This is a genomic window from Ideonella alba (assembly GCF_018069845.1).
Classification (GTDB): Bacteria; Pseudomonadota; Gammaproteobacteria; order Burkholderiales; family Burkholderiaceae_C; genus Ideonella; species Ideonella alba.
The window spans coordinates 110,476-137,050 of sequence record NZ_JAGQDD010000012.1 but is presented as its reverse complement, the minus strand read 5'-3'; the positions used below and the strand labels follow the sequence as shown (position 1 = coordinate 137,050).

The following is a 26,575-nucleotide window of genomic DNA, read 5'->3' as shown; positions in this document are numbered from 1 at the left end:
CTGGAGCGGGAAACGAGGCTCGAACTCGCGACCTCAACCTTGGCAAGGTTGCGCTCTACCAACTGAGCTATTCCCGCTTGGGATGCGTAGGCCGGTGGGCCCCGCCGGTGCGCCCGAGGGCCCACCGGTTGGTGATCTGGAGCGGGAAACGAGGCTCGAACTCGCGACCTCAACCTTGGCAAGGTTGCGCTCTACCAACTGAGCTATTCCCGCATGGCTTCAGGAGACTGGAGGCGCGATCCAGAGTCGAACTGGACTAGACGGATTTGCAATCCGTTGCATAACCGCTTTGCTATCGCGCCTTCGGATTCCCGAAGGAGGCGTGCGCCGCCAGGCTCCCCCGATGAAAAAGGGAAGCCGGGGCTTCCCTCTTGGGCATCTGGAGCGGGAAACGAGGCTCGAACTCGCGACCTCAACCTTGGCAAGGTTGCGCTCTACCAACTGAGCTATTCCCGCTTGGGGTTCCTCTCGGAACACACTCGCCGCTGACGCGCTTGGTGTCGCTCGGCCTGCCGCTCTTTTGCAAGAGCCGCCTGCCGCAGCAGCGAAGCTCGCATTATAGGCAAAAACATGGCCGCTATGAAGCGGCCATGACTTTTTTTCGGCGAGTGGATCAGTGGGTCAGGTCGGGCCCGGTGCCCACGGCGCCGCTCTCCGCAGCCGGCGCGGCGGCGGCCGGCGCCTCCTCGTCGGGCAGCGGTGTCGGCGCCGATTCCAGCGCCACGTCCAGCACCTTGTCGATCCAGCGCACCGGCACGATCTCGAGCTGGCTCTTGACGTTGTCCGGGATGTCCTGCAGGTCCTTGACGTTTTCCTCCGGGATCATCACCAGTTTGATGCCGCCGCGGGCCGCCGCCAGCAGCTTCTCCTTCAAGCCGCCGATCGCCGTGACCTCGCCGCGCAGCGTGATCTCGCCGGTCATCGCCACATGCGCCTTGACCGGGATGCCGGTCAGCGCCGAGACGAAGGCGGTGGTCATCGCGATGCCGGCGCTGGGGCCGTCCTTGGGCGTGGCGCCATCGGGCACGTGGATGTGCACGTCGCGCTTCTCGAACAGTTCGTCCTTGATGCCCAGGCGGCGCGCGCGGCTGCGCACCACGGTGCGTGCGGCCTCCACCGATTCCTTCATCACGTCGCCCAGCGAACCGGTGCGGATGATGTTGCCCTTGCCCGACATGGCCGTGGCCTCGATGGTCAGCAGGTCGCCGCCCACCTCGGTCCAGGCCAGACCGACCACCTGGCCGACCTGGTTGGTCTTCTCGGCGCGGCCGAAGTCGAACTTGCGCACACCCAGGAAGTCGTGCAGGTTCTCGTCGGTCACCACCACCTGGCCGCTGTAGGTCTTGAGCTGGTGGCCCTTGACGACCTTGCGGCAGATCTTGGAGATCTCGCGCTCCAGCGAGCGCACGCCGGCTTCCCGCGTGTAGTAGCGGATGATGCCGCGGATGGCCGCCTCGGTGACGTCCATCTCCTCGGCCTTGACGCCGTTGTTCTTGGCCTGCTTGGGCAGCAGGTAGCGCTGGGCGATGTTGAGCTTCTCGTCCTCGGTGTAGCCCGACAAGCGGATCACTTCCATGCGGTCCAGCAGGGCCGGCGGCATGTTCATCGAGTTGGAGGTGGCCACGAACATCACATCCGACAGGTCGAAGTCGACCTCGATGTAGTGGTCGCTGAAGGTGTGGTTCTGCTCGGGGTCGAGCACCTCCAGCAGCGCCGACGACGGATCACCGCGGAAGTCCATGCCCAGCTTGTCGATCTCATCGAGCAGGAACAGCGGGTTGCGCACGCCCACCTTGGACAGGCTCTGCAGCACCTTGCCCGGCATCGAGCCGATGTAGGTGCGGCGGTGGCCGCGGATCTCGGCCTCGTCACGCACGCCGCCCAGGGCCATGCGCACGAACTTGCGTCCGGTGGCGCGCGCCACACTCTGGCCCAGCGAGGTCTTGCCCACGCCCGGGGGGCCCACCAGGCACAGGATCGGCGCCTTGACCTTGTCGACGCGCTGCTGCACCGCGAGGTATTCCAGGATGCGGTCCTTGACCTTCTCCAGGCCGTAGTGGTCCTCGTTGAGGACCTCCTCGGCGTTGCCCAGGTCGTGCTTGACCTTGGACTTGCGGGCCCAGGGCAGACCGATCAGCGTGTCCAGGTAGTTGCGCACCACCGTGGCCTCCGCCGACATCGGCGACATCAGCTTGAGCTTCTTGAGTTCGGCCTCGGCCTTCTTGCGCGCTTCCTTGGGCATGCGCGCGGCCTTGATCTTCTTCTCGAGCTCCTCGATGTCGGCACCTTCCTCGCCGTCGCCGAGTTCCTTCTGGATGGCCTTGACCTGCTCGTTCAGGTAGTACTCGCGCTGGCTCTTCTCCATCTGCCGCTTGACGCGGCCGCGGATGCGCTTTTCCACCTGCAGGATGTCGACCTCGTGCTCGAGCAGCTCCAGCAGCTTCTCCAGGCGTTCGGCCACCTCGAACAGGTCCAGCACACTCTGCTTGGATTCGAGCTTGAGCGGCAGGTGCGCGGCAATCGTGTCGGCCAGGCGACCGGGCTCATCGATGCCGGCGATCGAGGTGAGGATCTCCGGCGGGATTTTCTTGTTGAGCTTGACGAACTGGTCGAACTGCTGCGTCACGGCGCGGCGCAGGGCTTCGACCTCGGGGCTGGCCTCGCCGGCCGGCGCCACCGGCACCACCTCGGCCACGAACTGCTCGCCCTGGTCGGTGACCTGGCGCGCCACGGCGCGCTGCACGCCCTCGACCAGCACCTTCACGGTGCCGTCGGGCAGCTTGAGCATCTGCAGGATGCTGGAGATGCAGCCGATCTCGAAGAGATCATCGGCCTTGGGCTCGTCCTTGCCGGCGGCCTTCTGGGCCACCAGCATGATCTGCCGGCCGCCTTCCATGGCGGCTTCCAGGGCCTTGATGGACTTGGGCCGCCCCACGAACAGCGGGATGACCATGTGCGGGAACACGACCACGTCGCGCAGCGGCAGCAGCGGCAGCGTGATGGGTTCCGGGGGAAGAATCGGGTGTCCGGACATCAAGGGCCTCACTTTCTCGAACCCATCTGGGGGCCGAGCGGATGATTGCAAGTGACCAGCGTCATCGGGGGCTGGTCGATCTGGGGGGTGAGGCGGTGGCGAGGGTCAGGCGCTGGCCTTGGCCTGCTCGCGGTACACCAGCAAAGGCTTGCCACCTTCGTCGATGATGTGCTCGTCGACCACCACCTTGGCCACGCCGTCCAGCGTGGGCAGGTCGAACATGGTGTCGATCAGCGCCTGCTCCATGATGGACCGCAGGCCCCGGGCGCCGGTCTTGCGCCTGAGCGCACGGCGGGCGATCGCGGCCAGCGCGGACGGCCGGATCTCCAGCTCCACACCGTCCATCGAGAAGAGTTTCTGGTACTGCTTGACCAGCGCGTTCTTGGGCTCGACCAGGATTTGCACCAGCGCGTCCTCGGTCAGTTCGCCCAGCGTGGCGACCACTGGCAGGCGGCCGACCAGTTCGGGGATCAGGCCGAAGCGCACCAGGTCTTCGGGCTCGACGTTGCGGAACAGCTCGGAGGCGCGCTTCTCCGACTTGCTGTGCACCGTGGCGCCGAAACCGATGCCCGACTTCTCGGTGCGGTTCTGGATCACCTTCTCCAGGCCATCAAAAGCGCCGCCGCAGATGAACAGGATGTTGGTGGTGTCGATCTGCAGGAAGTCCTGGTTCGGGTGCTTGCGCCCGCCCTGCGGCGGCACGCTGGCCATCGTGCCCTCGACCAGCTTCAGCAGCGCCTGCTGCACGCCTTCACCCGAGACATCGCGGGTGATGCTGGGGTTGTCGGACTTGCGGGTGATCTTGTCGATCTCGTCGATGTAGACGATGCCGCGCTGCGCCCGTTCCACATCGTAGTTGCAGTTCTGCAGCAGCTTCTGGATGATGTTCTCGACATCCTCGCCCACGTAGCCGGCTTCGGTCAGCGTGGTGGCGTCGGCGATCACGAAGGGCACGTTCAGCAGGCGGGCCAGCGTCTGCGCCAGCAGCGTCTTGCCCGAGCCGGTGGGGCCGATCAGCAGGATGTTGCTCTTGGCCAGCTCCACCTCGTCCTTCGAACCACCCAGGTGCTTCAGGCGCTTGTAGTGGTTGTAGACCGCCACCGCCAGCGTGCGCTTGGCGGCCTCCTGGCCGATCACGTACTGGTCCAGGCTGGACTTGATCTCGGTGGGCGTGGGCAGGTCGGACTTGGCCGCCTTGGCGGTCGGGCTGTCCGCCGGCACCTCGTCACGGATGATGTCGTTGCACAGCTCGATGCACTCGTCGCAGATGAAGACCGACGGCCCGGCGATGAGCTTCTTGACCTCGTGCTGATTCTTCCCGCAGAAAGAGCAGTGGAGGACCTTTTCGGCAGAAGTGCCTTTCTTCTCGGGCATGGGCTCGGCTGGCTGGGGAAGTGGTCGGTCAATGATAGTGCAAGTACGGATCCCCCTCCGGGTGCGAAAAGAGGGGGAAATCCGCCCGCGGCCCGGCTCAGCCGCGCTTGTCGAGGACCTGGTCGATCAGGCCATAGGCCTGGGCTTCGGCCGCACTCATGTAGTAGTCGCGCTCGGTGTCGGCCTGGATCTTCTCCAGCGGCTGGCCGCTGCGCTCGGCCAGGATGCGGTTGAGCTGCTCGCGGGTCTTGAGGATCTCGCGGGCGTGGATCTCGATGTCGGTGGCCTGGCCCTGGGCGCCGCCCAGCGGCTGGTGGATCATGATCTTGCTGTTGGGCAGCGAGAAACGCTTGCCCTTGGCGCCGGCCGCCAGCAGGAAGGCGCCCATGCTGGCCGCCATGCCCATGCACATCGTGGAGACGTCGGGCTTGATGAACTGCATGGTGTCGAAGATCGACATGCCGGCGCTGACGCTGCCGCCCGGCGAGTTGATGTAGAACGAGATGTCCTTGTCGGGGTTCTCGCTCTCCAGGAACAGCAGCTGGGCCACCACCAGGTTGGCGCTCTGGTCATTCACCGGGCCGACCAGGAAGACGATGCGCTCGCGCAGCAGACGCGAGTAGATGTCGTAGGCGCGCTCGCCGCGGCCCGACTGCTCGATGACCATCGGGACCATGCCCAGGGCTTGGGTGTCCAGTGCACTCATGGATGTCCTTGAGAAGAGAACGTTGCGAAGGATGTGCCCATTATGCGGCGCTGCGCGATGCCCCTGATCCAGAAAAAAGCCCGGCATGGTGGCCGGGCTGATTTGGTGCGCGCGCAGGCAGGTGCGCGCTGGGGCGGCATCAGGAGGCCGACATCAGCTCCTCGAAGGGCAGCTGCTTGTCGGTGACCTTGGCCTGGGCCAGCACGAAGGCGGTGACGTTGTTCTCGATCACCACGGCCTCGACCTCGGCCATGCGCTCGCGGTCGGACAGGTACCAGCGGATCACCTCGGCCGGCTTCTCGTAGCTCTGTGCCATCTCCTCGATGTGGGCCTGGAGCTGCTCGGGCTTGGCCTGCAGGTTGTGGGTCTTGACCAGTTCGGCCACCACCAGGCCCAGGCGCACGCGGCGCTCGGCCTGCGGCTGGAAGATTTCCTTGGGGATCGGGGCCTTGTCAGCGTCCTTGACGCCGCGCGCCTTCAGGTCGGCGCGGGCGCCTTCGGCCAGGCGCTCCAGCTCGTTGTCGACCAGGGCCTTGGGCAGGTCCAGCTCGGCCACCTTGACCAGCGCGTCCATCGCGGCGGCCTTGTTGCGGGCCAGCACGCGGAACTTGACCTCGCGCTCGAGGTTCTTGCGCACATCGGCGCGCAGCGCCTCGACCGTGCCCTCGGCGATGCCCAGCGATTTGGCGAACTCAGGCGTCACCTCGGGCAGGTGCTGGGCCTCGATCTTCTTCATCGTGACCAGGAAGTCGGCTTCCTTGCCGGCCACATCCTGGCCGTGGTAGTCGGCCGGGAACTGCAGCGGGAAGGTCTTGCTCTCGCCCACTTTCATGCCGCGCACCGCGGCGTCGAACTGCTCGAGCATCTGGCCTTCGCCAACCAGGAACTGGAAGGCCTCGGCCTTGCCGCCGGCGAAGGGCTCGCCGTCGATCTTGCCTTCGAAGTCGATGGTCACGCGGTCGCCAGCCTGGGCGCCTTCGGCGGCCGGGCGCTGGGCAAAGCTGCGGCGCTGCTTGCGCAGGATCTCGATCGTGCGATCGACAGCGGCCTCGTCGACCTCGGCGTTGACGCGCTCGACCTCGGCGGTGGCCAGGTCACCGAGCTTGACCTCGGGGTAGACCTCGAAGGTGGCGTCGAACGCCATCGTGCCTTCGGCGGCGCCGTCCTTCTGGCTGATGCTGGGCACGCCGGCCACGCGCAGCTGCGCCTCGCCGGCGGCCTGGGCGAAGGCCTCGCCGAGCTTGTCGTTCATCACCTCGTACTGGACCGAGTAGCCGTAGCGCTGGGCCACGACCGACATCGGCACCTTGCCGGGGCGGAAGCCATCGGCCTTGACGGTGCGCGACAGCTTCTTCAGACGGGCCTCGACCTCCGCATTGATGTCGGTGGCCGACAGGTTCAGCGTGATGCGACGCTCCAGCTTCTCGAGGGTTTCAACAGTGACGGCCATGGACAAACTCTGGTGTTGGGGTGTCTCTGAACGTGATCGGTTCCGATGGTGCGCGGAGCCGGACTCGAACCGGCACGCCCGTGAAGGCGTCAGGACCTAAACCTGGTGCGTCTACCAATTTCGCCACCCGCGCGGATCCGATCACGAGCCCGTCGGCTGGCGGTCAGGCCATCCCACGGGCGCTCCTTGTACGGCAGTGCGGGGCCTGGACGACCCGGGGCACCCTGCCCTGGTCGTCCCGGCCCCTGCGAACCGGTAAACCGTGGATTCTATCGTCCCGCGGGCGTTTCCGGCGCCGACGGCCTCTCAATGCGGAACCAGGCCGCATACATGGCCGGCAGCGCCAGCAGCGTCAGCACCGTGGCCACCAGCAATCCACCCATGATGGCCACCGCCATCGGCCCCCAGAAAAGGCTGCGCGAGAGCGGGATCATCGCCAGCATCGCCGCCGCCGCGGTCAGCACGATCGGCCGGAAGCGGCGCACCGCCGACTCGACGATGGCCTTGGCCGCCGCCACCCCGGCGCGGCGGTCCTGTTCGATCTGATCGATCAGGATCACCGAGTTGCGCATGATCATGCCCAGCAAGGCGATGAAGCCCAGCAAGGCGACGAAGCCGAAGGGCCGGTTCAGCAGCAGCAGCGCGCCCGCCACGCCGGCAATGCCCAGCGGCGCGGTCAGCACCACCAGCATCGCGCGGCCGAAGCTCTGCAGCTGCAGCATCAGCAGGGTCAGCATGATGAAGCCCATCACCGGCACGCCGGCGGCGATCGAGCCCTGGCCCTTCTGGCTCTCGGCCACCGCACCGGCCACCTCGATGTGCATGCCCGGCGGCATGCGCTGCGCCAGCGCCTGCATCTTCGGCCAGACCTCGTTGGTGACGGTCGCGCCCTGCACGCCCTCGACCACGTCGCCCTGCACCGTCACCGCGTAGAGCCGGCCCTCGCGCCACAGCACGCCGGGCTCCCAGCCGAATCGCGCGGTGGCCACCTGGTTCAGCGGCACCGAGCGGCCGCTGGACGTGGGCACGTAGGCGTTGCCCAGCGCGGTGATGGTGTCGCGCTCGTCAGCCGGCTGGCGCAGCACGATGTCGATCAGCCGGTCGCCTTCGCGGAACTGGCCGACCGTGCTGCCCGACAGCAGCACGCGCGCCGCCTGGGCGATCGACTGGCTGCTGACACCTAGGGCACGCGCCTTGTCCTGGTCCACTTCCAGGCGCAGCGCCTTGACGGGTTCGTTCCAGTTGTCGTTGACACCCCGCATGCTGGGATGAGACTGCAGCACGGCGCGCGCCTCGGTGCCCCACTGGCGCACCGACGACATGTCGGGGCCCACCACGCGGAACTGCACCGGGTACGGCACCGGCGGGCCGTTGGGCAGCAGCTTGACGCGGCCGCGGGCCTCGGGGAATTCGCTGGCCAGCAATTGCGGCAGGCGCAGGCGCAGCTCCTCGCGCGCCGTCAGGTCCTTGGGCAGGACGATGAACTGGCTCACGTTGGCCTGCGGGAACACCTGGTCCAGCGGCAGGTAGAAGCGCGGCACGCCGCTGCCCACCCAGGCCGTGACCGTGGCCACGCCCGCCTCCTTGGCCATGCGCTGCTCGAAGCGGTGCGCCAGCAGCTCGCTCTGCTGGATCGTCGAGCCCTCGGGCAGCCACAGGTCGACCAGGATCTCGGGCCGGCTGGAATCGGGGAAGAACTGCTGCTGCACCCGGCCCATGCCGACCAGGCCCAACGCGAAGATCGCCAGGGTGATGGCGATGGTCTTCCAGCGGTGCTCCACGCACCAGGTCACCAGCGTGCGAAAGCGCTGGTAGAACGGCGTGTCGAACAACTCATGGACCTCACCCTCGTGGCCCTGGCGGGTCTTCAGCAGCCAGGCGCCCAGGTAGGGCACGAAGTACACCGACACCACCCACGAGATCAGCAGCGCGGCCGAGGTGACGGCGAAGATCGCGAAGGTGTACTCGCCCACCGTGGACTTGGCCATGCCGATCGGCAGGAAGCCGGCAGCGGTGATCAGCGTGCCGGTGAGCATGGGCATCGACGTGGCCTCGTAGGCATAGGTCGCGGCACGCATCCGGTCGTAGCCTTCTTCCAGCTTGCGCACCATCATCTCGACCGCGATGATCGCGTCGTCGACCAGCAGGCCCAGCGCGATGATCAGCGAGCCCAGCGAGATCTTGTGCAGCCCGACGCCCCAGTAGAACATCGTCACGAAGGTGATCGCCAGCACCAGCGGGATGGTGATCGCCACCACCAGACCGGGCCAGATGTCGATGCGCAGCGGCTTGAAGTGCAGACCCAGGCTGATGAAGCTGACCGCCAGCACCACCACCACCGCCTCCACCAGCACGCGGATGAATTCACCCACCGACTGGCTCACCGCCTTGGGCTGGTCCTGCACCTGCGACAGCTCCACGCCCACCGGCAGCTCGGCCTGGATGGCCTCGACCTTGGCGCGCAGCGCCTTGCCCATGGCGATGATGTCGCCGCCCTTGGCCATGGCCACGCCCAGCGCCACCACCTGGCGGCCCTGGTGGCGCACCATCACACTCGGCGGATCGGCATAGCCGCGGCGGATCTCGGCGATGTCGCCCAGGCGCAGCGAACTGGCCTGGCCGGTGGTCGGGTTGACGCCGCGGATCGGCAGCGCCCGCAGGTCATCGACCGTGCGCAGCTGGCCGGCCACGCGGACCTGCAGGTTCTCGGTGCCCGCATTGAGCACGCCCGAGCTCTCCACCGCGTTCTGCGCCGACAGCTGGGCCAGCACCTGGTTCATGTCCAGGCCCAGGGTCGCCACCCGCTTGTGCGAGAGCTCGATGAACAGCTTTTCGGCCTGCACGCCGAACAGCTCGACCTTGGCCACGTCGCGCACGCGCAGCAGCTCGCCCCGCACGCGCTCGGCGAACTGGCGCAGCTCTTCCGGTGTGAAGCCATCGCCGGCCAGGGCGTAGATCGAGCCGTAGACGTCGCCGAACTCGTCATTGAAGAAGGGGCCGACCACGCCCTGCGGCAGCGTGCCGCGCATGTCGCCGATCTTCTTGCGCACCTGGTACCAGGTGTCGGACACATCCGCCGCCGGCGACGAGTCCTTCAATTGCAGGATGGTCAGCGACTCGCCGGGTTTGGTGAAGCTGCGGATGATGTCGCTGTGCGGCACCTCCTGCAGCGTGCGCTCGATCTTGTCGGTCACTTGCTCGGCCACCTGCTGGGCGCTGGCGCCCGGCCAGTAGGCCTGCACCACCATCGCCCGGAAGGTGAAGGGGGGGTCCTCGTCCTGGCCCAGCTGCAGGTAGGCGGCCACGCCCAGCAGCATCAGCACCACCATCAGGTAGCGGGTCAGCGGCGCATGTTCCAGCGCCCAGCGCGAGATGTTGAAGCCGCCGCCGGCTCCGCCCTGTCCGGCACTCATCAGCGGCTCCCCGAAGCGGCAGCCGAGGTGCCCGGCGGCAGCCAGGGCTTGACCTTCTGGCCGGCCGCCAGCAGGTGGGTACCGGCGCTGACCACCTCTTCGCCTTCCTTCAGGCCGCCCACCACCAGGGCCCAGTTGCCGTCGGCACCGGCCAGTTCCACCGGGCGCAGCCGGATCACCGAGGCGGTGCGATCGAAGATCCAGACGGCGCTGCCCGCCTCATGGGCGAAAACGGCACCCAAGGGCAGCCGCCAGCCGCGGGTCGTGCCGGCGCTGACCAGCCGCACCTGGGCGGTCTGGCCCAGCGGCACGTTGGCGCGGCCCAGATCGGCCTTGACCTGGAAGGTGCGGGTCACCGGGTCGGCGGCCGCCGCCACCTCACGCAGGGTGACCGGGATCTCTTCCGTCCGGCCCCACAGCTGCATCAGCAGCGCGTCGGGGCGGCCGCGCAGGGCGCGCAGGGCCTCGATGCGGCCCTCCGGCACGCTGAACACCACATCGCGCGGCCCATCCTGGGTCAGGCGCAGCAGCGGCGTGCCCGCGGCCAGCACCTGGCCCGGCTCGGCCAGCACGCCGGTGATCACGCCGGCAGCCGGGGCCACCAGCGTGGTGTAGCCGGTCTGGCGGCCCTGGGCCTGGGCCGAGGCACGGGCCTGCTCCCACTGGGCACGGGCAGCCTTGGCGGCGGCTTCGCGCCGGTCCAGCTCGGCTGGGCCGACGAAGCCTTGGGCGCGCAGGTCGCGGTAGCGCTGCAGGTCGGCCTCCAGCTGGTCCAGGTTGGTCCTGGCGGCCAGCACGCCGGCGTCTGCCGCCTGCTGGGCCAGTTGCAGGTCGGCCGGGTCCAGCCGAGCCAGCACCTGGCCTGCCTTCACGGCCTGGCCGTTGTCCACCAGCCGGCTGTCCAGGCGGCCGGGCACGCGGAAGGACAACACGGTCTCGGTGCGCGCGCGGATCTCGGCGGCGAACACTTGCCCGGGCGGTGTGCCCGACTCGCCCACCCGGAACAGGCGCACCGCGCGTTCCGGCTCGGGCGCCGGGGCCTTGGGCTGGCAGGCGGTGAGCATGGTGGCGGCCACAAGGGCGAGGAGCACGGTGCGGACGGGGATGGCGGCCATCGATGGATCTCGATTAATGACTGACTGGTCAGTAATATACGAAGAGCACTGATCGGCGTCAACCGCCAGACGGGCGATCTGTGCACCGACAATCGCGGGGTGAGCGTCGATCACTACGAAAACTTCCCCGTCGCCTCCTGGTTGTGCCCGCCCGCGCTGCGCCCGCCGATCACCGCGATCTACCACTTCGCGCGCACCGCCGACGACCTGGCCGACGAAGGCAGCGCCAGCCCGGAACAGCGCCGTGCACTGCTGCAGCAGCTGCGCGCGAGCTGGCACGCCAGCCTGCGCGGCGAACCGGCCGACCCCCGCTGGTCCGCCATGCTGGCCACCCTGGTGCGCGAACAGCAGCGACACGCCCTGCCCCAGCCGCTTCTTGAAGACCTGCTCGATGCCTTCCGCCAGGACTGCGGCAACCCGCTGTATGACAGCCGCGCCCAGCTGCTGGACTACTGCCGCCGCTCGGCCAACCCGATCGGCCGCCTGCTGCTGCACCTTTACGGCCTGCACGACCCGCTGGCGCTGCGGCGCTCGGACGCCATTTGCACCGCACTGCAGCTGATCAACTTCTGGCAGGACTTCAGCGTCGATCACCCCCGCGGCCGCTGCTACCTGACCGCCGAGGATTGCGCCCGCCATGGCGTGGACCGCGCCGCGCTGCTGGCGGGCCAGGTGCCAGGCCGGGCCGAAGCCGCGCTGCTCGCCGATCTGCTCGACTGGACCGAGGGCCTGATGCGCCAGGGCGCGCCGCTGGTGCACCAGCTGCCGGGCCGGATGGGCTGGGAGCTGCGCGCGGTGGTCCAAGGCGGCCTGCGCGTTCTGGCGACAATCCGCCGCATGAACCCGCACTCGTTCCAGACCCGGCCCCAGCTGCGGGGCGCCGACTGGCTGGCCATCGGCTGGGCCGCTCTGCGCATGCGCCGGAGCTCGACATGACGCCTCAGCAATACGTCCAGGACAAGGCCGCCTCCAGCGGCTCGTCCTTCTACTACGCCTTCCTGTTCCTGCCACCCGAGCGCCGCGCCGCCATCACCGCCTTCTACGCTTTCTGCCGCGAGGTGGATGATGTGGTGGACGACATGGTCGAGCCCAGCGTCGCGGCCACCAAGCTGGCCTGGTGGCGCCAGGAAGTGGCCCGCGCCTACGCCGGCCAGCCCAGCCACCCGGTGATGCAGGCACTGATGCCGCTGGCGCCCACCTACGGCATCCGTGCCGAGCATCTCCAGGCAGTGATCCACGGCTGCCAGACCGACCTGGATCAGAACCGTTTCCTGGACTTCGCCAACCTGGCCCAGTACTGCCACCTGGTGGCCGGCGTGGTGGGCGAGGTGGCGGCGTCGATCTTCGGCCAGACCGACCCGCAGACCACGCCGTACGCCCACCGCCTGGGCCTGGCGATGCAGCTGACCAACATCATCCGCGATGTCGGCGACGATGCGCGCCGCGGCCGCATCTACCTGCCGATTGACGAACTGCAGCGCTTTGACGTCAAGGCGCATGAGCTGCTGATGCGCCAGTCGCCCTGGGGCTACAGCGAGCGCTTCCAGGCGCTGATGCGCTTCCAGGCCGAGCGCGCTCGCAGCCTGTACGCCGAGGCCCTGGCGCTGTTGCCGGAGGCGGACCGCGCCGCACAGCGCCCCGGCCTGATGATGGCCAACATCTACCGCGCCCTGCTCGACGAGGTCGAGCGTGGCGGCTTCCAGGTGCTGCACCAGCGCATCTCGCTGACGCCGCTGCGCAAGCTGTGGATCGCCGCACGCACCCAATGGCAGGGCCGCTGACCACGGCACCGCAGCGCGTGGCCGTGGTCGGCGCCGGCTGGGCCGGGCTGGCCGCGGCGGTCGAACTGGTCGACGCCGGTCACGCCGTCACGCTGATCGACATGGCCGCCCAACCCGGTGGACGGGCCCGCTCGACGCCGTCCACCACGCTGCCCCAGCAGGACAACGGCCAGCACATCCTGATCGGCGCCTACCGCGACACCCTGGCGATGATGCGCCGGGTGGGGGTCGATCCCGACGCGGTGCTGCTGCGCACCCGGCTCTCGCTGCGCGACCCCCAGGGCCGCGGTCTGGCGCTGGGCGGGGGTCCGGCGACGGTGGCCTTCGCCCTGGGCGTGCTGCGCTGGCAGGACTGCCCCTGGCCGGACCGCCTGGCGCTGCTGCGGCTGGCGCTGGGCTGGCGCCTGGGCGGCTTTCGCTGCGAACCGGACCAGAGCGTGCAGGAATTTGCCCAGGGCTGCCCGCCATCGGTCTACCAGGCCCTGCTGGAGCCGCTGTGCGTGGCCGCGCTGAACACGCCAGCGCCGCAGGCCAGCGCCCAGGTGATGCTCACGGTGCTGCGCGACGCCTTGTTCGGCGGTCCGGGCAGCGCCGACCTGCTGCTGCCGCGCGCGCCACTGGACGCGCTGTTCCCCCGGCCAGCACTGGCCTGGCTGATGCAGCGCGGCGTGGCCTGGCATCCTCGCCGTCCGGTGCGGCAACTGCGCCCCGCGCCGGGCGCAGGCTGGCAAGTCGACGATCTGCCGCCGGTGGACCAGGTCGTGCTGGCCTGCAGCGCCACCGAGGCAGCGCGGCTGGTGCACCCCCTGGCGCCGCACTGGAGCCGCCAGGCCCTGGCGATCCGCTACCAGCCGATCGCCACCGCCTGGATCGACGCCCCACCCGCCCGCTGGACGGCGCCGATGCTGCGCCTGAGTGACGGGCCGGCGCAGTTTGCGTTCGACCTCTCGGCGCTGGGAGGCCCGCCCGGTTGCTTCACGCTGGTGGCCAGCGGTGCGGCCGACCTGGCGGCCCAGGGTGCCGCCGCCGCAGGCCAGGCGCTGCTGGCCCATTGGCAGCGCTGCTTCGGCCCGGACGCCCGCCTGCGCAGCGTGCGCATCGAGAAGCGCGCCACCTTCGCCTGCACACCGGGCCTGGCGCGCCCCGCGGCCCGGGTCGCGCCGAGCCTGTGGGCGGCGGGCGACTATGTCGAGGGCCCTTACCCCGCCACGCTGGAGGGCGCGGTGCGCACTGGCCGGCAGGTGGCGCTGGCCGTGGCGGCATCCGGCGCGGGCCAGGTGCTGGGCATGAAATCTCCATCCACTTGACGAAATCGGCGTTTCGCCATGCAAAATAGGGTCAACCCCGTGATCGCCGCACCATGACCCGCAAAGACAACCAGTCCCCCAGCATCCAGGTGCTGGCCCGCGCGTTCTCGCTGCTCGACGAACTGGCCGCCCACCAGGACCCGGTGCCCCTGAAGGAACTCAGCGAGCGCACCGGCCTGCACCCGTCGACCGCCCACCGCATCCTGAACGACCTGGCCGTGGGTCGATTCGTCGACCGCCCCGAGGCCGGCAGCTACCGGCTGGGCATGCGGCTGCTGGAACTGGGCAACCTGGTCAAGGCGCGCTTGGACGTGCGCGACGCCGCACTGGGGCCGATGCGCGAGTTGCACAAGCTGACGCACCAGCCGGTGAACCTGTCGGTGCGCCAGGGCGACGAGATTGTCTACATCGAGCGCACCTACAGCGAACGCTCAGGCATGCAGGTGGTGCGCGCGGTCGGCGGCCGGGCGCCGCTGCACCTGACCTCGGTGGGCAAGCTCTTCCTGGCCTGGGACGATCCGCAACGGGTGCGCGCCTACGCCACCCGCACCGGCCTGGCCGGCCACACCCGCAACAGCCTGACCGACCTGCCCTCGCTGGAGCGCGAGCTGGTCCGGGTGCGTCGCGAGACGCTGGCGCGCGATGACGAGGAGCTGGAACTGGGCGTGCGCTGCATGGCCGCCGGCATCTTCGACGACCAGGGCAAGCTGGTGGCCGGACTGTCGATCTCCTCGCCTGCCGACCGGATCGAGGAAGCCTGGGTCGATCGGGTCAAGGCGACCGCGGCGCAGATCTCGGCCTCGCTGGGTTTCCGGGGCCCGACGCCCTCGCCCTGAGGCGGGGCTGCGCAGAAGCCGCCTGGACAGGACCTCGCAGGCGCGTGTGGCGATCTGAGCGCCGCGTCGCGGCCTGGCGCGCCTGACAGGGCTTGCAACAGCCTCTGCAGGAACGAGCGGAACGAGCCGGTCAGCGGCCTGGGTGCGCTCAGCCGGCGCTGCGACCAGCGGCCACCGGATGCGCCGACACCTGGTCGGGCGCGCCGGTCAGCCAGCGGCGGATGCGCTCGGCGTCGCCGATGCGCGAGTACTTGCCGGCGGAATCCAGCAGCACCATGATCAGCTTGCGGCCCGCCAGACGGGCCTGCATGACCAGGCACTGGCCGGCCTCGCTGATGTAGCCGGTCTTCTGCAGCCCGATGTCCCACTCGGGGCTCTTGACCAGGCGATTGGTGGTGTGGAACTGCAGCTGGCGGCGGCCCAGCGACACCTGGTACTCCGGCGAGGTGGACAACTCGCGGATCAGCGACACCTGGTAGGCCGCCTTGACCAGCGTGGCCAGATCGCGCGCGCTGGACTGGTTGGAGCTGGACAGGCCGGTGGGCTCGACGTAGCGGGTGTCATGCATGCCCAGCGCACGGGCCTTGGCGTTCATCGCCGCAACGAAGGCCTGCAGGCCGCCGGGGTAGCTGCGGCCCAGCGCATGGGCCGCGCGGTTCTCGGAGGACATCAGCGCCAGGTGCAGCATCTCGCCACGGGTGAGCTGTGTGCCTACCACCAGCCGGGAGCGGGTGCCCTTCTCGGTGTCGACGTCGTCGTCCGAGATGGTCAGCGTCTCGTCCATCGACAGCCGGGCCTCGGTGACGACCATCGCGGTCATCAGCTTGGTGATCGAGGCGATTGGCAGGACCGCGTCGGGGTTCTTGCTGAGCAGTACCTCGTTGGTGTCCTGGTCCATCACGAAGGCCACGCTGGAGCGCAGGTCCAGCGGATCGTCGGATTCATGCAGGCCGTAGAGCTGGCCGAAGGACGGCTTGGCCGGCACCTCGGCGCGAACCGCCACCGGGCGGCGCGCCGCGACCGGACGGGCCTTGGCGCGCGTGGCCGTGGCAGGCGCCGCAGCGGCCCGCACCGGCTTGGCCGTCTTGCTGACCTTGGCGGGCGCCGCTGCCGGTTTGCGAACCGCGGCGGACGCTGACACCCCTGACACCGCCAGGGCCAGCGCGGCCAGCCAGGCGAGAGAAAACACGCGCAACTTCGAATTCAACATGTATCGCAACCGGTGTCGGGGCTGGAGATCGGGGCCTGCGAGAACAGAGTCTATTGGAAACCAAAAAGACACGCAAGATCAAAAACTTGCGTGTCTTTCCTAAAGTAGCGGCCGGCGCCTTGGGGCGCCGCCGCCGGTTCACCACTGGGCCGAGGTGCGCTCCACGTTGCCCTGCAGCTTGTTCAGGGCGGCCAGATAGGCCTTGGCAGACGCCACCACGATGTCCGGATCCGAACCGACGCCGTTGACCACCCGGCCCCCATGCTGCAGCCGGAACGTCACCTCGCCCTGCGATTCTGTGCTGCCCGAGGTGATCGCATTGACCGAATAGAGCAGCATCTCGGCGCCACTTTGCACATGGGCTTCGATCGCCTTCAGGCTGGCGTCGACCGGGCCGTTGCCGTCGGCCTCGCTGGTCACCTCCTTGGCGCCGACGAAGAAGCTGACCTTGGCGTGCGGCCGCTCACCGGTCTCCGAGCGCTGGCTCAGCGCCACCAGGCGGTAGTGCTCCTGCTCCGAGGTCACGCTCTCGTCACCCACCAGGGCGATGATGTCCTCGTCGAAGATCTCGCTCTTGCGGTCGGCCAGGTCCTTGAAGCGGGCGAACGCAGCGTTGATCTCGGCCTCGGACTCCATCTCGATGCCCAGTTCCTGCAGGCGCTGCTTGAAGGCGTTGCGGCCCGAGAGCTTGCCCAGCACGATCTTGTTGGCCGACCAGCCCACGTCCTCGGCGCGCATGATCTCGTAGGTGTCGCGCGCCTTGAGCACGCCGTCCTGGTGGATGCCGCTGGCATGCGCGAAGGCATTGGCGCCCACCACCGCCTTGTTGGGCTGCACCACGAAGCCGGTGGTCTGGCTGACCATGCGGCTGGCCGGCACGATCTGGCTGGTGTCGATGCCCACCTCCAGGCCGAAGTGGTCGCGGCGCGTGCGCACCGCCATCACCACCTCTTCCAGCGAGCAGTTGCCCGCACGTTCGCCCAGGCCGTTGATCGTGCACTCCACCTGGCGCGCGCCACCGATCTTCACGCCGGCCAGCGAGTTGGCCACCGCCATGCCCAGGTCGTTGTGGCAGTGCACCGACCAGATCGCCTTGTCGGAGTTGGGCACCTTCTCGCGCAGCGTGCGGATGAACTGGCCGTAGAGCTCGGGAATGGCGTAGCCCACGGTGTCGGGGATGTTGATCGTGGTGGCACCTTCGGCGATCACGGCCTCGACCACGCGCGCCAGGAAGTCCATGTCGGAGCGGTAGCCGTCCTCGGCGCTGAACTCGATGTCACCGCACAGGTTGCGCGCGAAGCGCACCGCCTGCCTGGCCTGCTCGAACACCTGCTCGGGCGTCATCCGCAGCTTCTTCTCCATGTGCAGCGGGCTGGTGGCGATGAAGGTGTGGATGCGGCCCCGGTTGGCGCCGGCCAGCGCCTCGGCGGCGCGGCTGATGTCGCGGTCGTTGGCACGCGACAGCGAGCAGACGGTGGAGTCCTTGATGTGGTCGGCGATCGTCTTGACAGCGTCGAAGTCGCCGTTGGACGAGGCGGCGAAGCCGGCTTCGATCACATCGACGCGCAGCCGCTCGAGCTGCCGCGCGATGCGCAGCTTCTCGTCCTTGGTCATCGAGGCGCCGGGCGATTGCTCGCCGTCACGCAAGGTGGTGTCGAAGATGATCAGCTTGTCGGACATGGGAGGCTCTTCGGTTGCGGTGGGGAAACGTTGGACAAAGAAAAACGGCCCGCTGCGTGCGCATGGCGGGCCGTTGATCGGGGAGGAGGTACGGGTGAGGTACGGACGAATTCGATCAGCGCGCCCGGCGGGTGCCTAGCAGCGCTAGCAGCAGCGAGGAGGTGGCGATCGAAGACATGGGCCGGAATATAGCACGCAGGCGCGGGCTCAGTGCAAGCCGCGCTCGTCGGGCTCGTCGGTGGAGGTGGCGATCACGCTGACGGGCTTGCCCTTGGCCTTGCGCATCGCGTAGATCACGTAGCCCGACAGGCCGTAGACGCAGAACAGGCCGAACAACACCGCAGGCGGGTGGATGTTGATCACCGCGATGCCCAGCGCGATCGCGACGATCACGATGAAGGGCACGCTGCGCTTGAAGCTCACATCCTTGAAGCTGTAGAACGGCACGTTGGTGACCATCGTCAGGCCCGCGTACAGCGCCACCGAGAAGGCCACCCAGGGCAGCACCGGCAGCACCGACACGCCCTTGTAGCCGGCGTCGTCCAGCACCCAGATGAAGCCGATCACGATGGCCGCCGCCGCCGGGCTGGGCAGGCCCTGGAAGTAGCGCTTGTCGACCACGCCGATGTTGGTGTTGAAGCGCGCCAGGCGCAGCGCCGCGCAGGCGCAATAGACGAAGGCGGCGATCCAGCCGGCCTTGCCCAGGCCCTTGAGCGCCCACTCGTAGACGATCAGCGCCGGCGCGGCGCCGAAGCTGACCATGTCCGACAGGCTGTCCATCTGCTCGCCGAAGGCACTCTGGGTGTTGGTCATGCGCGCGACGCGGCCGTCCAGGCTGTCGAGCACGGCGGCGCAGAAGATGCCGATGCAGGCATTCTCGAAGCGGCCGTTCATCGCCATCACGATGGCGTAGAAGCCGCCGAACAGCGCACCCAGCGTGAACAGGTTTGGCAGTATGTAGATGCCCCGGCGGCGCGGGCGCACGGGCTCCGCGGGCTCGTCGTCGAGGTCGTCGTTCACGGGTTCAGTCATGGTCGTGAGGATAACTCAGGGCCTCAAGCACAAGGCCGCCCACGGGGCGGCCTTGTCGGGGAAAGTGCTTGCGGCGCGGACGCCGCAGCAGGCATCAGTTCCGGCTCTTGTCCACGAGCTTGTTGGCCTTGATCCAGGGCATCATGTCGCGCAGCTTGGCGCCGACGACCTCGATCTGGTGCTCCTCGGTCAGGCGGCGGCGCGAGATCAGCGTCGGCGCGCCAGCCTTGTTCTCCAGGATGAAGGACTTGGCGTATTCGCCGGTCTGGATGTCCTTCAGGCACTGGCGCATCGCGTTCTTGGTGTCTTCGGTCACCACGCGCGGGCCGGTCACGTACTCGCCGTACTCGGCGTTGTTCGAGATCGAGTAGTTCATGTTGCCGATGCCGCCTTCGTAGATCAGGTCGACGATCAGCTTGAGCTCGTGCAGGCACTCGAAGTAGGCCATCTCAGGCGCATAGCCGGCTTCCACCAGCGTCTCGAAACCGGCCTTGATCAGCTCGACGGTACCGCCGCACAGCACGGCCTGCTCGCCGAACAGGTCGGTTTCGGTCTCCTCGCGGAAGCTGGTCTCGATGATGCCGGCCTTGCCGCCGCCGTTGGCCGCGGCGTAGCTCAGCGCCAGGTCACGCGCCTTGCCGGTGGTGTCCTGGTAGACGGCGATCAGGTGCGGCACGCCGCCACCCTGGCGGTAGGTGTTGCGCACGGTGTGGCCCGGGGCCTTGGGGGCGACCATCCACACGTCCAGGTCGGCGCGCGGCTGGACCTGGCCGTAGTGCACATTGAAGCCGTGGGCGAAGACCAGCGAGGCGCCGGCCTTGATGTTCGGCTCGACGTCCTTGCGGTAGACATCGGCGATCTGCTCGTCGGGCAGCAGGATCATGACCACGTCGGCGGTCTTCACGGCGTCGGCGATCTCGGCGACCTTCAGGCCGGCGCCTTCGGCCTTGGCCCAGGACGCACCGCCCTTGCGCAGGCCAACCGTGACCTTGACGCCCGACTCGTTCAGGTTCTGGGCGTGGGCATGACCTTGCGAGCCGTAGCCGATGATGGTGACGTTCTTGCCCTTGATCAGGGAGATGTCGGTGTCCTTGTCGTAGTAGACCTTCATGGTGCTTTCTCCGGGAAGTTTCAGATGTTCGGGGCGGGGGGCTGTTGGGGAATCTGTCGCCGGGCCGCCCCAAGACAGATTCCCGCCCCCTCGGGGGGCCGGCGCACGGGCCACCGCGTGGCCCCGCGCCGCGGGGGTGGACACTACACGCGCAGGATGCGCTCGCCGCGACCGATCCCGCTGGAGCCGGTGCGCACGGTTTCAAGAATGGCGGTGCGGTCGATGGCCTCGATGAAGGCATCGAGCTTGCCCGCGTCGCCGGTGAGCTCGATCGTGTAGCTCTTCTCGGTCACGTCGATGATGCGGCCACGGAAGATGTCGGCCATGCGCTTCATCTCCTCGCGTTCCTTGCCCACCGCGCGGACCTTGATCAGCATGAGCTCGCGCTCGGTGTACTGGCCCTCGGTGAGGTCGACCACCTTGACCACGTCAACCAGACGGTTGAGGTGCTTGGTGATCTGCTCGATCACCTCGTCCGAGCCGGTGGTGACGATGGTCATGCGCGAGAGCGAAGCGTCCTCGGTGGGCGCCACGGTCAGGCTCTCGATGTTGTAGCCGCGGGCGGAGAACAGGGCCACCACGCGCGAGAGGGCGCCGGGCTCGTTCTCGAGCAGCACGGCGATGATGTGTTTCATGGTTTCAACTCCTGGCGCGCTCTTCAGACCGTCGGCGGTAACCGCCGGCCCTTGGCCACGCCTGTCGATCGTTACGGTGTCATGGTCGGTCCGGTCGCCGGATCGCATCGGCCAGCAGCGCCGCAGCGGGCGGTCACCCGCCGCGGCCGGCTGGCCTCAGGCGATCACAGGTCCTCGGACCCCAGCAGCATCTCGGTGATGCCGGCGCCGGCCTGCACCATCGGCCAGACGTTCTCGGTGGGATCGGTGCGCACATCCAGGAAGACGGTGCGGTCCTTCAGGCGGATCATCTCCTTGAGCGCGGGCTCGACCTCGGAGGGCTTCTCGATCTTGATGCCGACATGGCCATAGGCCTCGGCCAGCTTGACGAAATCGGGCAGCGCGTCCATGTAGCTGTGGGCGTAGCGCTTGTCGTAGATCAGCTCCTGCCACTGCCGCACCATGCCCAGGTAGCGGTTGTTCAGCGAGATCACCTTGACCGGCGTCTTGTACTGCTGGCAGGTGGACAGCTCCTGGATGCACATTTGGATCGAGCCTTCGCCGGTGATGCAGAAGACGTCCGAATCCGGCTTGGCCAGCTTGATGCCCATCGCATAGGGCAGGCCCACGCCCATCGTGCCCAGGCCGCCGGAGTTGATCCAGCGGCGCGGCTCCTCGAAACCGTAGAACTGCGCGGCCCACATCTGGTGCTGGCCAACGTCGGAGGTGATGTAGCAGTCCTGGCCGCGGGTGAGCTCGGCCAGGGTCTGCACCACGTGCTGGGGCTTGATGACGTCGGTGCCGGGCTTGTACTTCAGGCACTCGCGCTTGCGCCACTCGTTGATCTGGCCCCACCAGGCCGAGATCACCGCCTTGTCGGGCCGCGCCTGCGCTTCACGCACCTGGGCGATCAGCTCCTGCAGCACATCCTTGACGTCGCCGACGATGGGAATGTCGACCTTCACGCGCTTGGAGATCGACGAGGGGTCGATGTCGACGTGGATGATCTTGCGCTCGACCTGCGAGAAGTGCTTGGGGTTGCCGATCACGCGGTCGTCGAAGCGCGCACCGACGGCCAGCAGCACATCGCAGTGCTGCATGGTCATGTTGGCCTCGTAGGTGCCGTGCATGCCCAGCATGCCCAGGAACTTCGGGTCGGAGGCCGCGGTGGCCCCCAGGCCCATCAGCGTGTTGGTGACCGGGAAGCCCAGCAGGTCGCACAGCTCGCGCAGCTCGGGCGCGGCATTGCCCAGCACCACACCGCCACCGGTGTAGATGTAGGGGCGCTTGGCCTGCAGCAGCAGCTGCACCGCCTTGCGGATCTGGCCGCCGTGGCCCTTCTTCACCGGGTTGTACGACCGCATCTCGATCGTCTCCGGGTAGTGGAAGGGCGCGGTCTTCAGCGACACATCCTTGGGGATGTCGATCACCACCGGGCCGGGGCGACCGGTGCGGGCGATGTGGAAGGCCTTCTTGATGGTCACCGCCAGGTCGCGCACGTCCTTGACCAGGAAGTTGTGCTTGACCACCGGGCGGGTGATGCCCACGGTGTCGCATTCCTGGAAGGCATCCAGGCCGATCGCCGCCGTGGGGACCTGGCCCGTGATGATGACCATCGGGATCGAGTCCATGTAGGCGGTGGCGATGCCGGTGACGGCATTCGTGACCCCCGGGCCCGAGGTGACCAGGGCCACGCCGACGTCGCCGGTGGCGCGGGCGTAGCCGTCGGCCGCGTGCACGGCGGCCTGTTCATGGCGCACCAGCACGTGCTGGATCGAGTCCTGGCCGTACAGCGCGTCGTAGATGTAGAGCACCGAGCCACCGGGGTAGCCCCAGATGTACTTGACACCCTCGGCCTGCAGGCAGCGCACGAGGATCTCCGAGCCGTTGGGCTCGGCGGCAGGAGTGGCGGGGGGAGTGGTTTGCGGTTGCGCCATCGGGGCGCGTTTGACTTCCGCGGCAGACATGTTCATTTTCGAACCTCTGTGAATTTCTCTGACGAAAAACCTTCGGTGCCCCTCCTCGCGCCCTCATGAGGCGGACTTGGAACCTGCGCGATCAACAAGGGAGCGGCACCCGCTGTCGGGGCGCCCTGGAGATCTCTTCGCTATGCGCGAACCCGGCATTATCGCATTGCTTGCGGCCCTCGGGCCAGACACGCGGGGACATTGCATAATGCGGTAACAACGCAGCATTGGCACCACGCGTGCCCGCCGGCACTTGGCCACCGACAAAGAACTGTCCGATTTCCTCAAGAGCACCGAGAAGCGGGCCTTCAAGCGCACCCTGTTCACGGTGCGCGATGAGGAAGCCGCGCTCGACATCGTGCAGGACGCGATGTTCCGACTGGCCGAGAAGTACGCCGACCGACCGCCGGCCGAATTCCCGATGCTGTTCCAGCGCATCCTGTCCAACGCCACGATGGACTGGTTCCGGCGGCAAAAGGTGCGCCGCTCGGTGATGCAGAACATGTCCGAGTTCCAGGGCAATGCCGAGGACGAGGACTTCGATCTGCTGGAGGCCCTGGAAAGCCTGGACGGCGCCCTGGGCGCCGAGAGCGCCGCCGACACCTTCGGACGGGAACAGATCTTGCATATCATTGATGGCGAAGTGCAGCAACTCCCGGCGCGTCAACGAGAAGCCTTTCTGCTACGTTACTGGGAGGAACTGGATGTATCCGAGACGGCTGCCGTGATGGGCTGCTCGGAGGGCAGTGTCAAGACGCACTGCTCTCGAGCCGTTCATGCGTTGGCCAAATCGCTCAGAGCCAAGGGAATCGCACCATGACCACCTTCATCGACCGCACGACGGCAGACCCGACCTCGGCCGCCCTGGAGGCACGGTTCGGCCTGCGCATCGCTTCGCTGCTCAACGAGACGCGCAGCAGTGCCGACCACGACATTTCCGAACGCCTGCGCATCTCGCGCGAGCAGGCGCTCGCGCGGGCCCGCGCCAGCCGCTTGGCCACGGCGCCCGTGACCGCTGCTGCCGCGCCTGTGGTGGGCCTGTCGGCCTCCGGTGCAGCCATGCTGGGTCGTCACCCGGCGGACTGGTGGGGGCGGATCGCGTCGGTGCTGCCGCTGCTGATGCTGCTGGGCGCCCTGGTGGCCATCGATGCCTGGCAGGACGGCGTGCAGATCGGCGCCGCCGCCGACGTCGACGCCGCGCTGCTGACCGACGACCTGCCGCCCGAGGCCTATTCGGACCCGGGCTTCGCCGAGTTCCTGCGTGCGCCCCAGGAGTGACATGCCCCGGAGCCGCTCGCTGACTCCCGTCGCCTGGCTGAGCCCCCTGCTGCTGGCCATCATCCTGGTCGGGGCCCCGGTGGCCCAGGCCCAGGTGCTCTCGCCCAGCCCTGACTGGGCCTCGCTGCAGGCGTCCCAGCAAAAGGTGCTGGCCCCGCTGAAGAGCGACTGGAACAGCCTGGACGCCACCCAGCGTCAGAAATGGCTGGAACTGGCCACCCGCTACCCGTCGATGTCCGCCGACCAGCAGCAGCGCATGCAGCAGCGCATGAGCGAATGGGCCCGGATGACGCCGTCCCAGCGCGGCCAGGCGCGCATCAATTTCCAGCAGGCCCGGACCATTCCGGCGCCGGACCGCCAGGCCCAATGGGAGGCCTATCAGGCCCTGCCGCCCGAGCGCAAGCAGGCGCTGGCACAGCGCCAGGCCGCGCCGGCCTCGGCACCGCAAACCACCGCCGCGGGCCAGCTGCGGCGCGCGCCAGTGGACGCGCTGGCGGCCAAGGCCAACAGCGTCACGCCAACGCCGGCGCCGGCGCCGCGGGCGGTCGGCCCCTCGCTGGTGCAGGCCGGCCCGGGGGCGACCACGCGCCTGATCACGCAGGCACCACCGGTCAAGCCGGCGGCCAGTGCGCCGCGGCCCAAGATCGAGGTCAATCCGCAGATGGTCGACCGCACCACGCTGCTGCCCAAGCCGCTGCCGCCCAAGCCGCCAGCGGCCCCCAAGGCCCCCAAGCTGGCTGACGCCACCCCGCCGCCCCCCGCTGAACAAGCCCCGGCGTCTGCCCCGTGAGTCTGAATACCTCGCCCACGCAGCGGGCTCCGTCGCTGCGACGCCGTCTTGCCTGCCTCGTCTACGAAGGCGTGCTGCTGTTCGGCGTGGTGATGATTGCGGGCTACCTGTTCTCCGCCCTGACGCACCAGACCCATGCACTGCGCGGCCGCGAGGCCCTGCAGGCCTTCCTGTTCCTGGTGCTGGGCATCTATTTCGGCTGGTTCTGGTCGCGCAGCGGCCAGACGGTGGCCATGCGCGCCTGGCACATCCGCCTGGTCGACGTCCACGGCCAGCCGGTGGGCCAGGGTCGCGCAGTGGCCCGCTACCTGGCCAGCTACGTCTGGTTCCTGCCGGCCCTGGCCTCGGCGGCGGCGCTGCACTGGGCCGACTCGGGCACCATCTTCGGCTGGATGGCCCTGTGGGCGCTGGTCTACGCGGGCCTGACGCGCCTGCACCCGGAGCGCCAGTACTGGCACGACGTGCTCTGTGGCACCCGGCTGATCGACTGGCGCCCGGCGCCCCCCGCCCGCACCTGATCCCGCTGGCACAATCCCGGGCCTGATGAGCAATCCGCACAAGGGCCGCACCGGCCTCGACCGCATCCTGCACGCTGCCGGCTACTCGGCCGCTGGCCTGCGCCAGGCCTACCAGGGCGAAAGCGCCTTCCGCCAGGAGACCTGGCTGGCCGTGGTGTTGCTGCCCCTGGCCTTCTACGTCGGCCGCAGCTGGGTCGAGGTGGCGCTGCTGGCCGGCTCGGTGGTGCTGGTGATGGTGGTCGAGTTGCTGAACTCGGCCGTCGAGGCGGCGATCGACCGCATCGGCTTCGAGCACCATGAACTGTCGGGCCGCGCCAAGGACTTCGGCAGCGCCGCGGTGATGCTGGCGCTGCTGCTGACGGCCGGCATCTGGGCGGCCGCGCTGTGGCAGAGGTGGGCATGAGCGGCGTGCGGCCGTTCAGCGTCTGCGTCTATTGCGGTTCGCGCCACGGCGTCCGGCCGGAATACACCACGGCCGCCCGGGCGATGGGCCAGGCGATCGGCGAGCGCGGCTGGCGCCTGGTCTACGGCGGCGGCAATGTCGGCCTGATGGGCGAGGTGGCCGACGCCACGCTGGCCGCCGGTGGCACCGTGCTGGGCGTCATCCCCGAGCGCCTGCTGCAGCGCGAGGTGGGGCACCACGGACTGACCGAACTGGTGGTGGTGCAGAACATGCACCAGCGCAAGATGCGCATGGCCGAAGAGGCCGACGCCTTCGTAGCCCTGCCCGGCGGCATCGGCACGTTTGAAGAGCTGTTCGAGATGTGGAGCTGGCGCCACTTGGGCTACCACGACAAGCCGCTGGGCCTGCTCGAGGTGCAGGGCTTCTGGGCCCCGATGGTGGGCTTCCTGCGCAGCAGCGTCGCGGCGGGTTTCATGGACGACAGCCAGATGGCCATGCTGGCCCTGGACAGCACGCCGGCCAGGCTGCTGGACAGCCTGGCGGCGTCACCGCGGCGCCAGGCCGCCGACTACCGCGGCGCCTGACCCGCGGCCGGCTTCAGACCGCCGATTCGTCGGTTTCGCCGGTGCGGATGCGCACCACCTGCTCCACCGGCGTGACGAAGATCTTGCCGTCGCCGATCTTGCCGGTCTTGGCGGCCTTGACGATGGCCTCGATCGAGCGCTCGACATCGGCGTCCTTGACCACCACCTCGATCTTCACCTTGGGCAGGAAGTCGACCACGTACTCGGCGCCCCGGTAGAGCTCGGTATGGCCCTTCTGGCGGCCGAAGCCCTTGACTTCGGTGACGGTCAGACCGGACACGCCCACCTCGGCCAGCCCTTCACGCACTTCCTCGAGCTTGAACGGTTTGATGATGGCGGTGATCTGCTTCATGGGGCACTCCGGGCAAAGGG

Annotated in this window: 23 protein-coding genes and 5 tRNA genes; 10 read left to right on the top strand and 18 right to left on the bottom strand. The window is 68.4% G+C overall.

Annotated elements, in window-relative coordinates; all coding sequences use genetic code 11:
• Position 1: 1 nt before the first annotated feature.
• The 11 genes from KAK03_RS16070 to KAK03_RS16020 all read right to left on the bottom strand — a co-directional run bounded on the left by KAK03_RS16070 (position 2) and on the right by KAK03_RS16020 (position 11,092).
• Positions 2–77 (bottom strand) — tRNA-Gly (locus tag KAK03_RS16070).
• Between the two features lie 60 nt (positions 78–137).
• A tRNA-Gly gene (locus KAK03_RS16065) sits at positions 138–213 on the bottom strand.
• A gap of 15 nt (positions 214–228) precedes the next feature.
• Positions 229–302: transfer RNA gene (locus KAK03_RS16060), tRNA-Cys, on the bottom strand.
• A gap of 78 nt (positions 303–380) precedes the next feature.
• Positions 381–456 (bottom strand) — tRNA-Gly (locus KAK03_RS16055).
• A gap of 157 nt (positions 457–613) precedes the next feature.
• Entirely contained in the window at positions 614–3,034 is a 2,421-nt protein-coding gene (gene lon, locus KAK03_RS16050) for an endopeptidase La (RefSeq protein ID WP_210855172.1), read from the bottom strand.
• Between the two features lie 105 nt (positions 3,035–3,139).
• Positions 3,140–4,408: an ATP-dependent Clp protease ATP-binding subunit ClpX gene (gene clpX / locus KAK03_RS16045; RefSeq protein WP_210855170.1), complete on the bottom strand. Its 1,269-nt coding sequence runs from the start codon at positions 4,406–4,408 to the stop codon at positions 3,140–3,142.
• A gap of 97 nt (positions 4,409–4,505) precedes the next feature.
• Complete coding sequence (clpP, locus tag KAK03_RS16040) at positions 4,506–5,114, bottom strand: ATP-dependent Clp endopeptidase proteolytic subunit ClpP (RefSeq protein WP_210855168.1); 609 nt, start codon at positions 5,112–5,114, stop codon at positions 4,506–4,508.
• A 139-nt stretch (positions 5,115–5,253) separates the two neighbouring features.
• A complete protein-coding gene (tig, locus tag KAK03_RS16035) occupies positions 5,254–6,564 on the bottom strand; it encodes a trigger factor (protein ID WP_210855167.1) in 1,311 nt (436 codons plus the stop codon).
• Between the two features lie 46 nt (positions 6,565–6,610).
• Positions 6,611–6,697, bottom strand: a tRNA-Leu gene (locus KAK03_RS16030).
• Between the two features lie 136 nt (positions 6,698–6,833).
• Positions 6,834–9,977 (bottom strand): efflux RND transporter permease subunit, encoded by a 3,144-nt coding sequence (locus tag KAK03_RS16025; RefSeq protein ID WP_210855165.1) that lies wholly within the window; start codon positions 9,975–9,977, stop codon positions 6,834–6,836.
• A complete protein-coding gene (locus KAK03_RS16020) occupies positions 9,977–11,092 on the bottom strand; it encodes an efflux RND transporter periplasmic adaptor subunit (protein ID WP_210855163.1) in 1,116 nt (371 codons plus the stop codon). The genes KAK03_RS16025 and KAK03_RS16020 overlap by 1 nt, the downstream gene beginning before the upstream one ends.
• A 99-nt stretch (positions 11,093–11,191) precedes the next feature.
• On the opposite strand from KAK03_RS16020, the gene hpnC reads away from it, so the two are divergent.
• Genes hpnC through KAK03_RS16000 form a run of 4 tightly spaced genes read left to right on the top strand, consistent with a single transcriptional unit; the run spans position 11,192 to position 15,016 of the window.
• Positions 11,192–12,028, top strand: coding sequence for a squalene synthase HpnC (gene hpnC, locus KAK03_RS16015; RefSeq protein ID WP_210855160.1), 837 nt, complete (start codon positions 11,192–11,194; stop codon positions 12,026–12,028).
• A complete protein-coding gene (hpnD, locus tag KAK03_RS16010) occupies positions 12,025–12,873 on the top strand; it encodes a presqualene diphosphate synthase HpnD (protein ID WP_210855158.1) in 849 nt (282 codons plus the stop codon). The genes hpnC and hpnD overlap by 4 nt, the downstream gene beginning before the upstream one ends.
• Entirely contained in the window at positions 12,858–14,180 is a 1,323-nt protein-coding gene (gene hpnE / locus KAK03_RS16005; RefSeq protein WP_210855156.1) for a hydroxysqualene dehydroxylase HpnE, read from the top strand. Before hpnD ends, hpnE begins: the two co-directional genes overlap by 16 nt.
• Positions 14,181–14,233: 53 nt before the next feature.
• Positions 14,234–15,016 carry an IclR family transcriptional regulator gene (locus KAK03_RS16000; RefSeq protein WP_210802391.1) on the top strand — a complete coding sequence of 261 codons (783 nt, stop codon included), beginning with the start codon at positions 14,234–14,236 and terminating at the stop codon, positions 15,014–15,016.
• 148 nt (positions 15,017–15,164) lie between these two features.
• Here the strand turns inward: KAK03_RS16000 and pbpG are convergent, their stop codons facing one another.
• From pbpG to KAK03_RS15970, 6 genes are all read right to left on the bottom strand, one after another.
• Positions 15,165–16,226, bottom strand: a complete 1,062-nt coding sequence (gene pbpG / locus KAK03_RS15995) for a D-alanyl-D-alanine endopeptidase (RefSeq protein WP_210855153.1) — start codon at positions 16,224–16,226, stop codon at positions 15,165–15,167.
• Positions 16,227–16,364: 138 nt separating this feature from the next.
• Complete coding sequence (locus tag KAK03_RS15990; RefSeq protein ID WP_210855151.1) at positions 16,365–17,906, bottom strand: 2-isopropylmalate synthase; 1,542 nt, start codon at positions 17,904–17,906, stop codon at positions 16,365–16,367.
• A gap of 207 nt (positions 17,907–18,113) precedes the next feature.
• Entirely contained in the window at positions 18,114–18,938 is an 825-nt protein-coding gene (gene pssA, locus KAK03_RS15985; RefSeq protein WP_210855149.1) for a CDP-diacylglycerol--serine O-phosphatidyltransferase, read from the bottom strand.
• A gap of 94 nt (positions 18,939–19,032) precedes the next feature.
• The gene (gene ilvC, locus KAK03_RS15980) at positions 19,033–20,049 is read right to left on the bottom strand and encodes a ketol-acid reductoisomerase (RefSeq protein ID WP_210855147.1); all 1,017 of its coding nucleotides are present in this window, start codon (positions 20,047–20,049) and stop codon (positions 19,033–19,035) included.
• Positions 20,050–20,192: 143 nt separating this feature from the next.
• Entirely contained in the window at positions 20,193–20,684 is a 492-nt protein-coding gene (ilvN, locus tag KAK03_RS15975; protein WP_210802386.1) for an acetolactate synthase small subunit, read from the bottom strand.
• A 164-nt stretch (positions 20,685–20,848) separates the two neighbouring features.
• Positions 20,849–22,636, bottom strand: coding sequence for an acetolactate synthase 3 catalytic subunit (locus tag KAK03_RS15970; protein WP_210855145.1), 1,788 nt, complete (start codon positions 22,634–22,636; stop codon positions 20,849–20,851).
• Positions 22,637–22,883: 247 nt separating this feature from the next.
• Between KAK03_RS15970 and KAK03_RS15965 the strand changes: the two genes are divergently transcribed.
• From KAK03_RS15965 to KAK03_RS15940, 6 genes are read left to right on the top strand one after another with little or no spacing between them, the layout of a single operon-like run.
• The gene (locus KAK03_RS15965; RefSeq protein WP_210855143.1) at positions 22,884–23,450 is read left to right on the top strand and encodes an RNA polymerase sigma factor; all 567 of its coding nucleotides are present in this window, start codon (positions 22,884–22,886) and stop codon (positions 23,448–23,450) included.
• On the top strand, positions 23,447–23,908 hold the full coding sequence (locus KAK03_RS15960) for a DUF3619 family protein (protein ID WP_210855141.1): 462 nt from the start codon (positions 23,447–23,449) through the stop codon (positions 23,906–23,908). The genes KAK03_RS15965 and KAK03_RS15960 overlap by 4 nt, the downstream gene beginning before the upstream one ends.
• Before the next feature lies 1 nt (position 23,909).
• Positions 23,910–24,698 carry a DUF3106 domain-containing protein gene (locus KAK03_RS15955; protein ID WP_210855139.1) on the top strand — a complete coding sequence of 263 codons (789 nt, stop codon included), beginning with the start codon at positions 23,910–23,912 and terminating at the stop codon, positions 24,696–24,698.
• Entirely contained in the window at positions 24,695–25,216 is a 522-nt protein-coding gene (locus tag KAK03_RS15950) for an RDD family protein (RefSeq protein WP_210855137.1), read from the top strand. Before KAK03_RS15955 ends, KAK03_RS15950 begins: the two co-directional genes overlap by 4 nt.
• A 25-nt stretch (positions 25,217–25,241) precedes the next feature.
• Positions 25,242–25,619 carry a diacylglycerol kinase gene (locus tag KAK03_RS15945; RefSeq protein ID WP_210855135.1) on the top strand — a complete coding sequence of 126 codons (378 nt, stop codon included), beginning with the start codon at positions 25,242–25,244 and terminating at the stop codon, positions 25,617–25,619.
• Positions 25,616–26,203, top strand: coding sequence for an LOG family protein (locus tag KAK03_RS15940; RefSeq protein WP_210855133.1), 588 nt, complete (start codon positions 25,616–25,618; stop codon positions 26,201–26,203). Before KAK03_RS15945 ends, KAK03_RS15940 begins: the two co-directional genes overlap by 4 nt.
• A gap of 13 nt (positions 26,204–26,216) precedes the next feature.
• Here the strand turns inward: KAK03_RS15940 and KAK03_RS15935 are convergent, their stop codons facing one another.
• Positions 26,217–26,555: a P-II family nitrogen regulator gene (locus KAK03_RS15935; protein ID WP_210855132.1), complete on the bottom strand. Its 339-nt coding sequence runs from the start codon at positions 26,553–26,555 to the stop codon at positions 26,217–26,219.
• Between the last annotated feature and the right edge of the window lie 20 nt (positions 26,556–26,575).

Coding starts and splice junctions, on each gene's coding strand:
- KAK03_RS15935 (WP_210855132.1), bottom strand. CDS start 26,555: ATGAAGCAGATCACCGCCATCATCAAACCGTTCAAGCTCGAGGAAGTG.
- KAK03_RS15940 (WP_210855133.1), top strand. CDS start 25,616: ATGAGCGGCGTGCGGCCGTTCAGCGTCTGCGTCTATTGCGGTTCGCGC.
- hpnE (WP_210855156.1), top strand. CDS start 12,858: ATGGCAGGGCCGCTGACCACGGCACCGCAGCGCGTGGCCGTGGTCGGC.
- KAK03_RS15990 (WP_210855151.1), bottom strand. CDS start 17,906: ATGTCCGACAAGCTGATCATCTTCGACACCACCTTGCGTGACGGCGAG.
- KAK03_RS15970 (WP_210855145.1), bottom strand. CDS start 22,636: ATGAACATGTCTGCCGCGGAAGTCAAACGCGCCCCGATGGCGCAACCG.
- ilvC (WP_210855147.1), bottom strand. CDS start 20,049: ATGAAGGTCTACTACGACAAGGACACCGACATCTCCCTGATCAAGGGC.
- pbpG (WP_210855153.1), bottom strand. CDS start 16,226: ATGTTGAATTCGAAGTTGCGCGTGTTTTCTCTCGCCTGGCTGGCCGCG.
- KAK03_RS15960 (WP_210855141.1), top strand. CDS start 23,447: ATGACCACCTTCATCGACCGCACGACGGCAGACCCGACCTCGGCCGCC.
- KAK03_RS16025 (WP_210855165.1), bottom strand. CDS start 9,977: ATGAGTGCCGGACAGGGCGGAGCCGGCGGCGGCTTCAACATCTCGCGC.
- tig (WP_210855167.1), bottom strand. CDS start 6,564: ATGGCCGTCACTGTTGAAACCCTCGAGAAGCTGGAGCGTCGCATCACG.
- clpX (WP_210855170.1), bottom strand. CDS start 4,408: ATGCCCGAGAAGAAAGGCACTTCTGCCGAAAAGGTCCTCCACTGCTCT.
- KAK03_RS16020 (WP_210855163.1), bottom strand. CDS start 11,092: ATGGCCGCCATCCCCGTCCGCACCGTGCTCCTCGCCCTTGTGGCCGCC.
- KAK03_RS16000 (WP_210802391.1), top strand. CDS start 14,234: ATGACCCGCAAAGACAACCAGTCCCCCAGCATCCAGGTGCTGGCCCGC.
- lon (WP_210855172.1), bottom strand. CDS start 3,034: ATGTCCGGACACCCGATTCTTCCCCCGGAACCCATCACGCTGCCGCTG.
- ilvN (WP_210802386.1), bottom strand. CDS start 20,684: ATGAAACACATCATCGCCGTGCTGCTCGAGAACGAGCCCGGCGCCCTC.
- clpP (WP_210855168.1), bottom strand. CDS start 5,114: ATGAGTGCACTGGACACCCAAGCCCTGGGCATGGTCCCGATGGTCATC.
- KAK03_RS15955 (WP_210855139.1), top strand. CDS start 23,910: ATGCCCCGGAGCCGCTCGCTGACTCCCGTCGCCTGGCTGAGCCCCCTG.
- KAK03_RS15945 (WP_210855135.1), top strand. CDS start 25,242: ATGAGCAATCCGCACAAGGGCCGCACCGGCCTCGACCGCATCCTGCAC.
- pssA (WP_210855149.1), bottom strand. CDS start 18,938: ATGACTGAACCCGTGAACGACGACCTCGACGACGAGCCCGCGGAGCCC.
- hpnD (WP_210855158.1), top strand. CDS start 12,025: ATGACGCCTCAGCAATACGTCCAGGACAAGGCCGCCTCCAGCGGCTCG.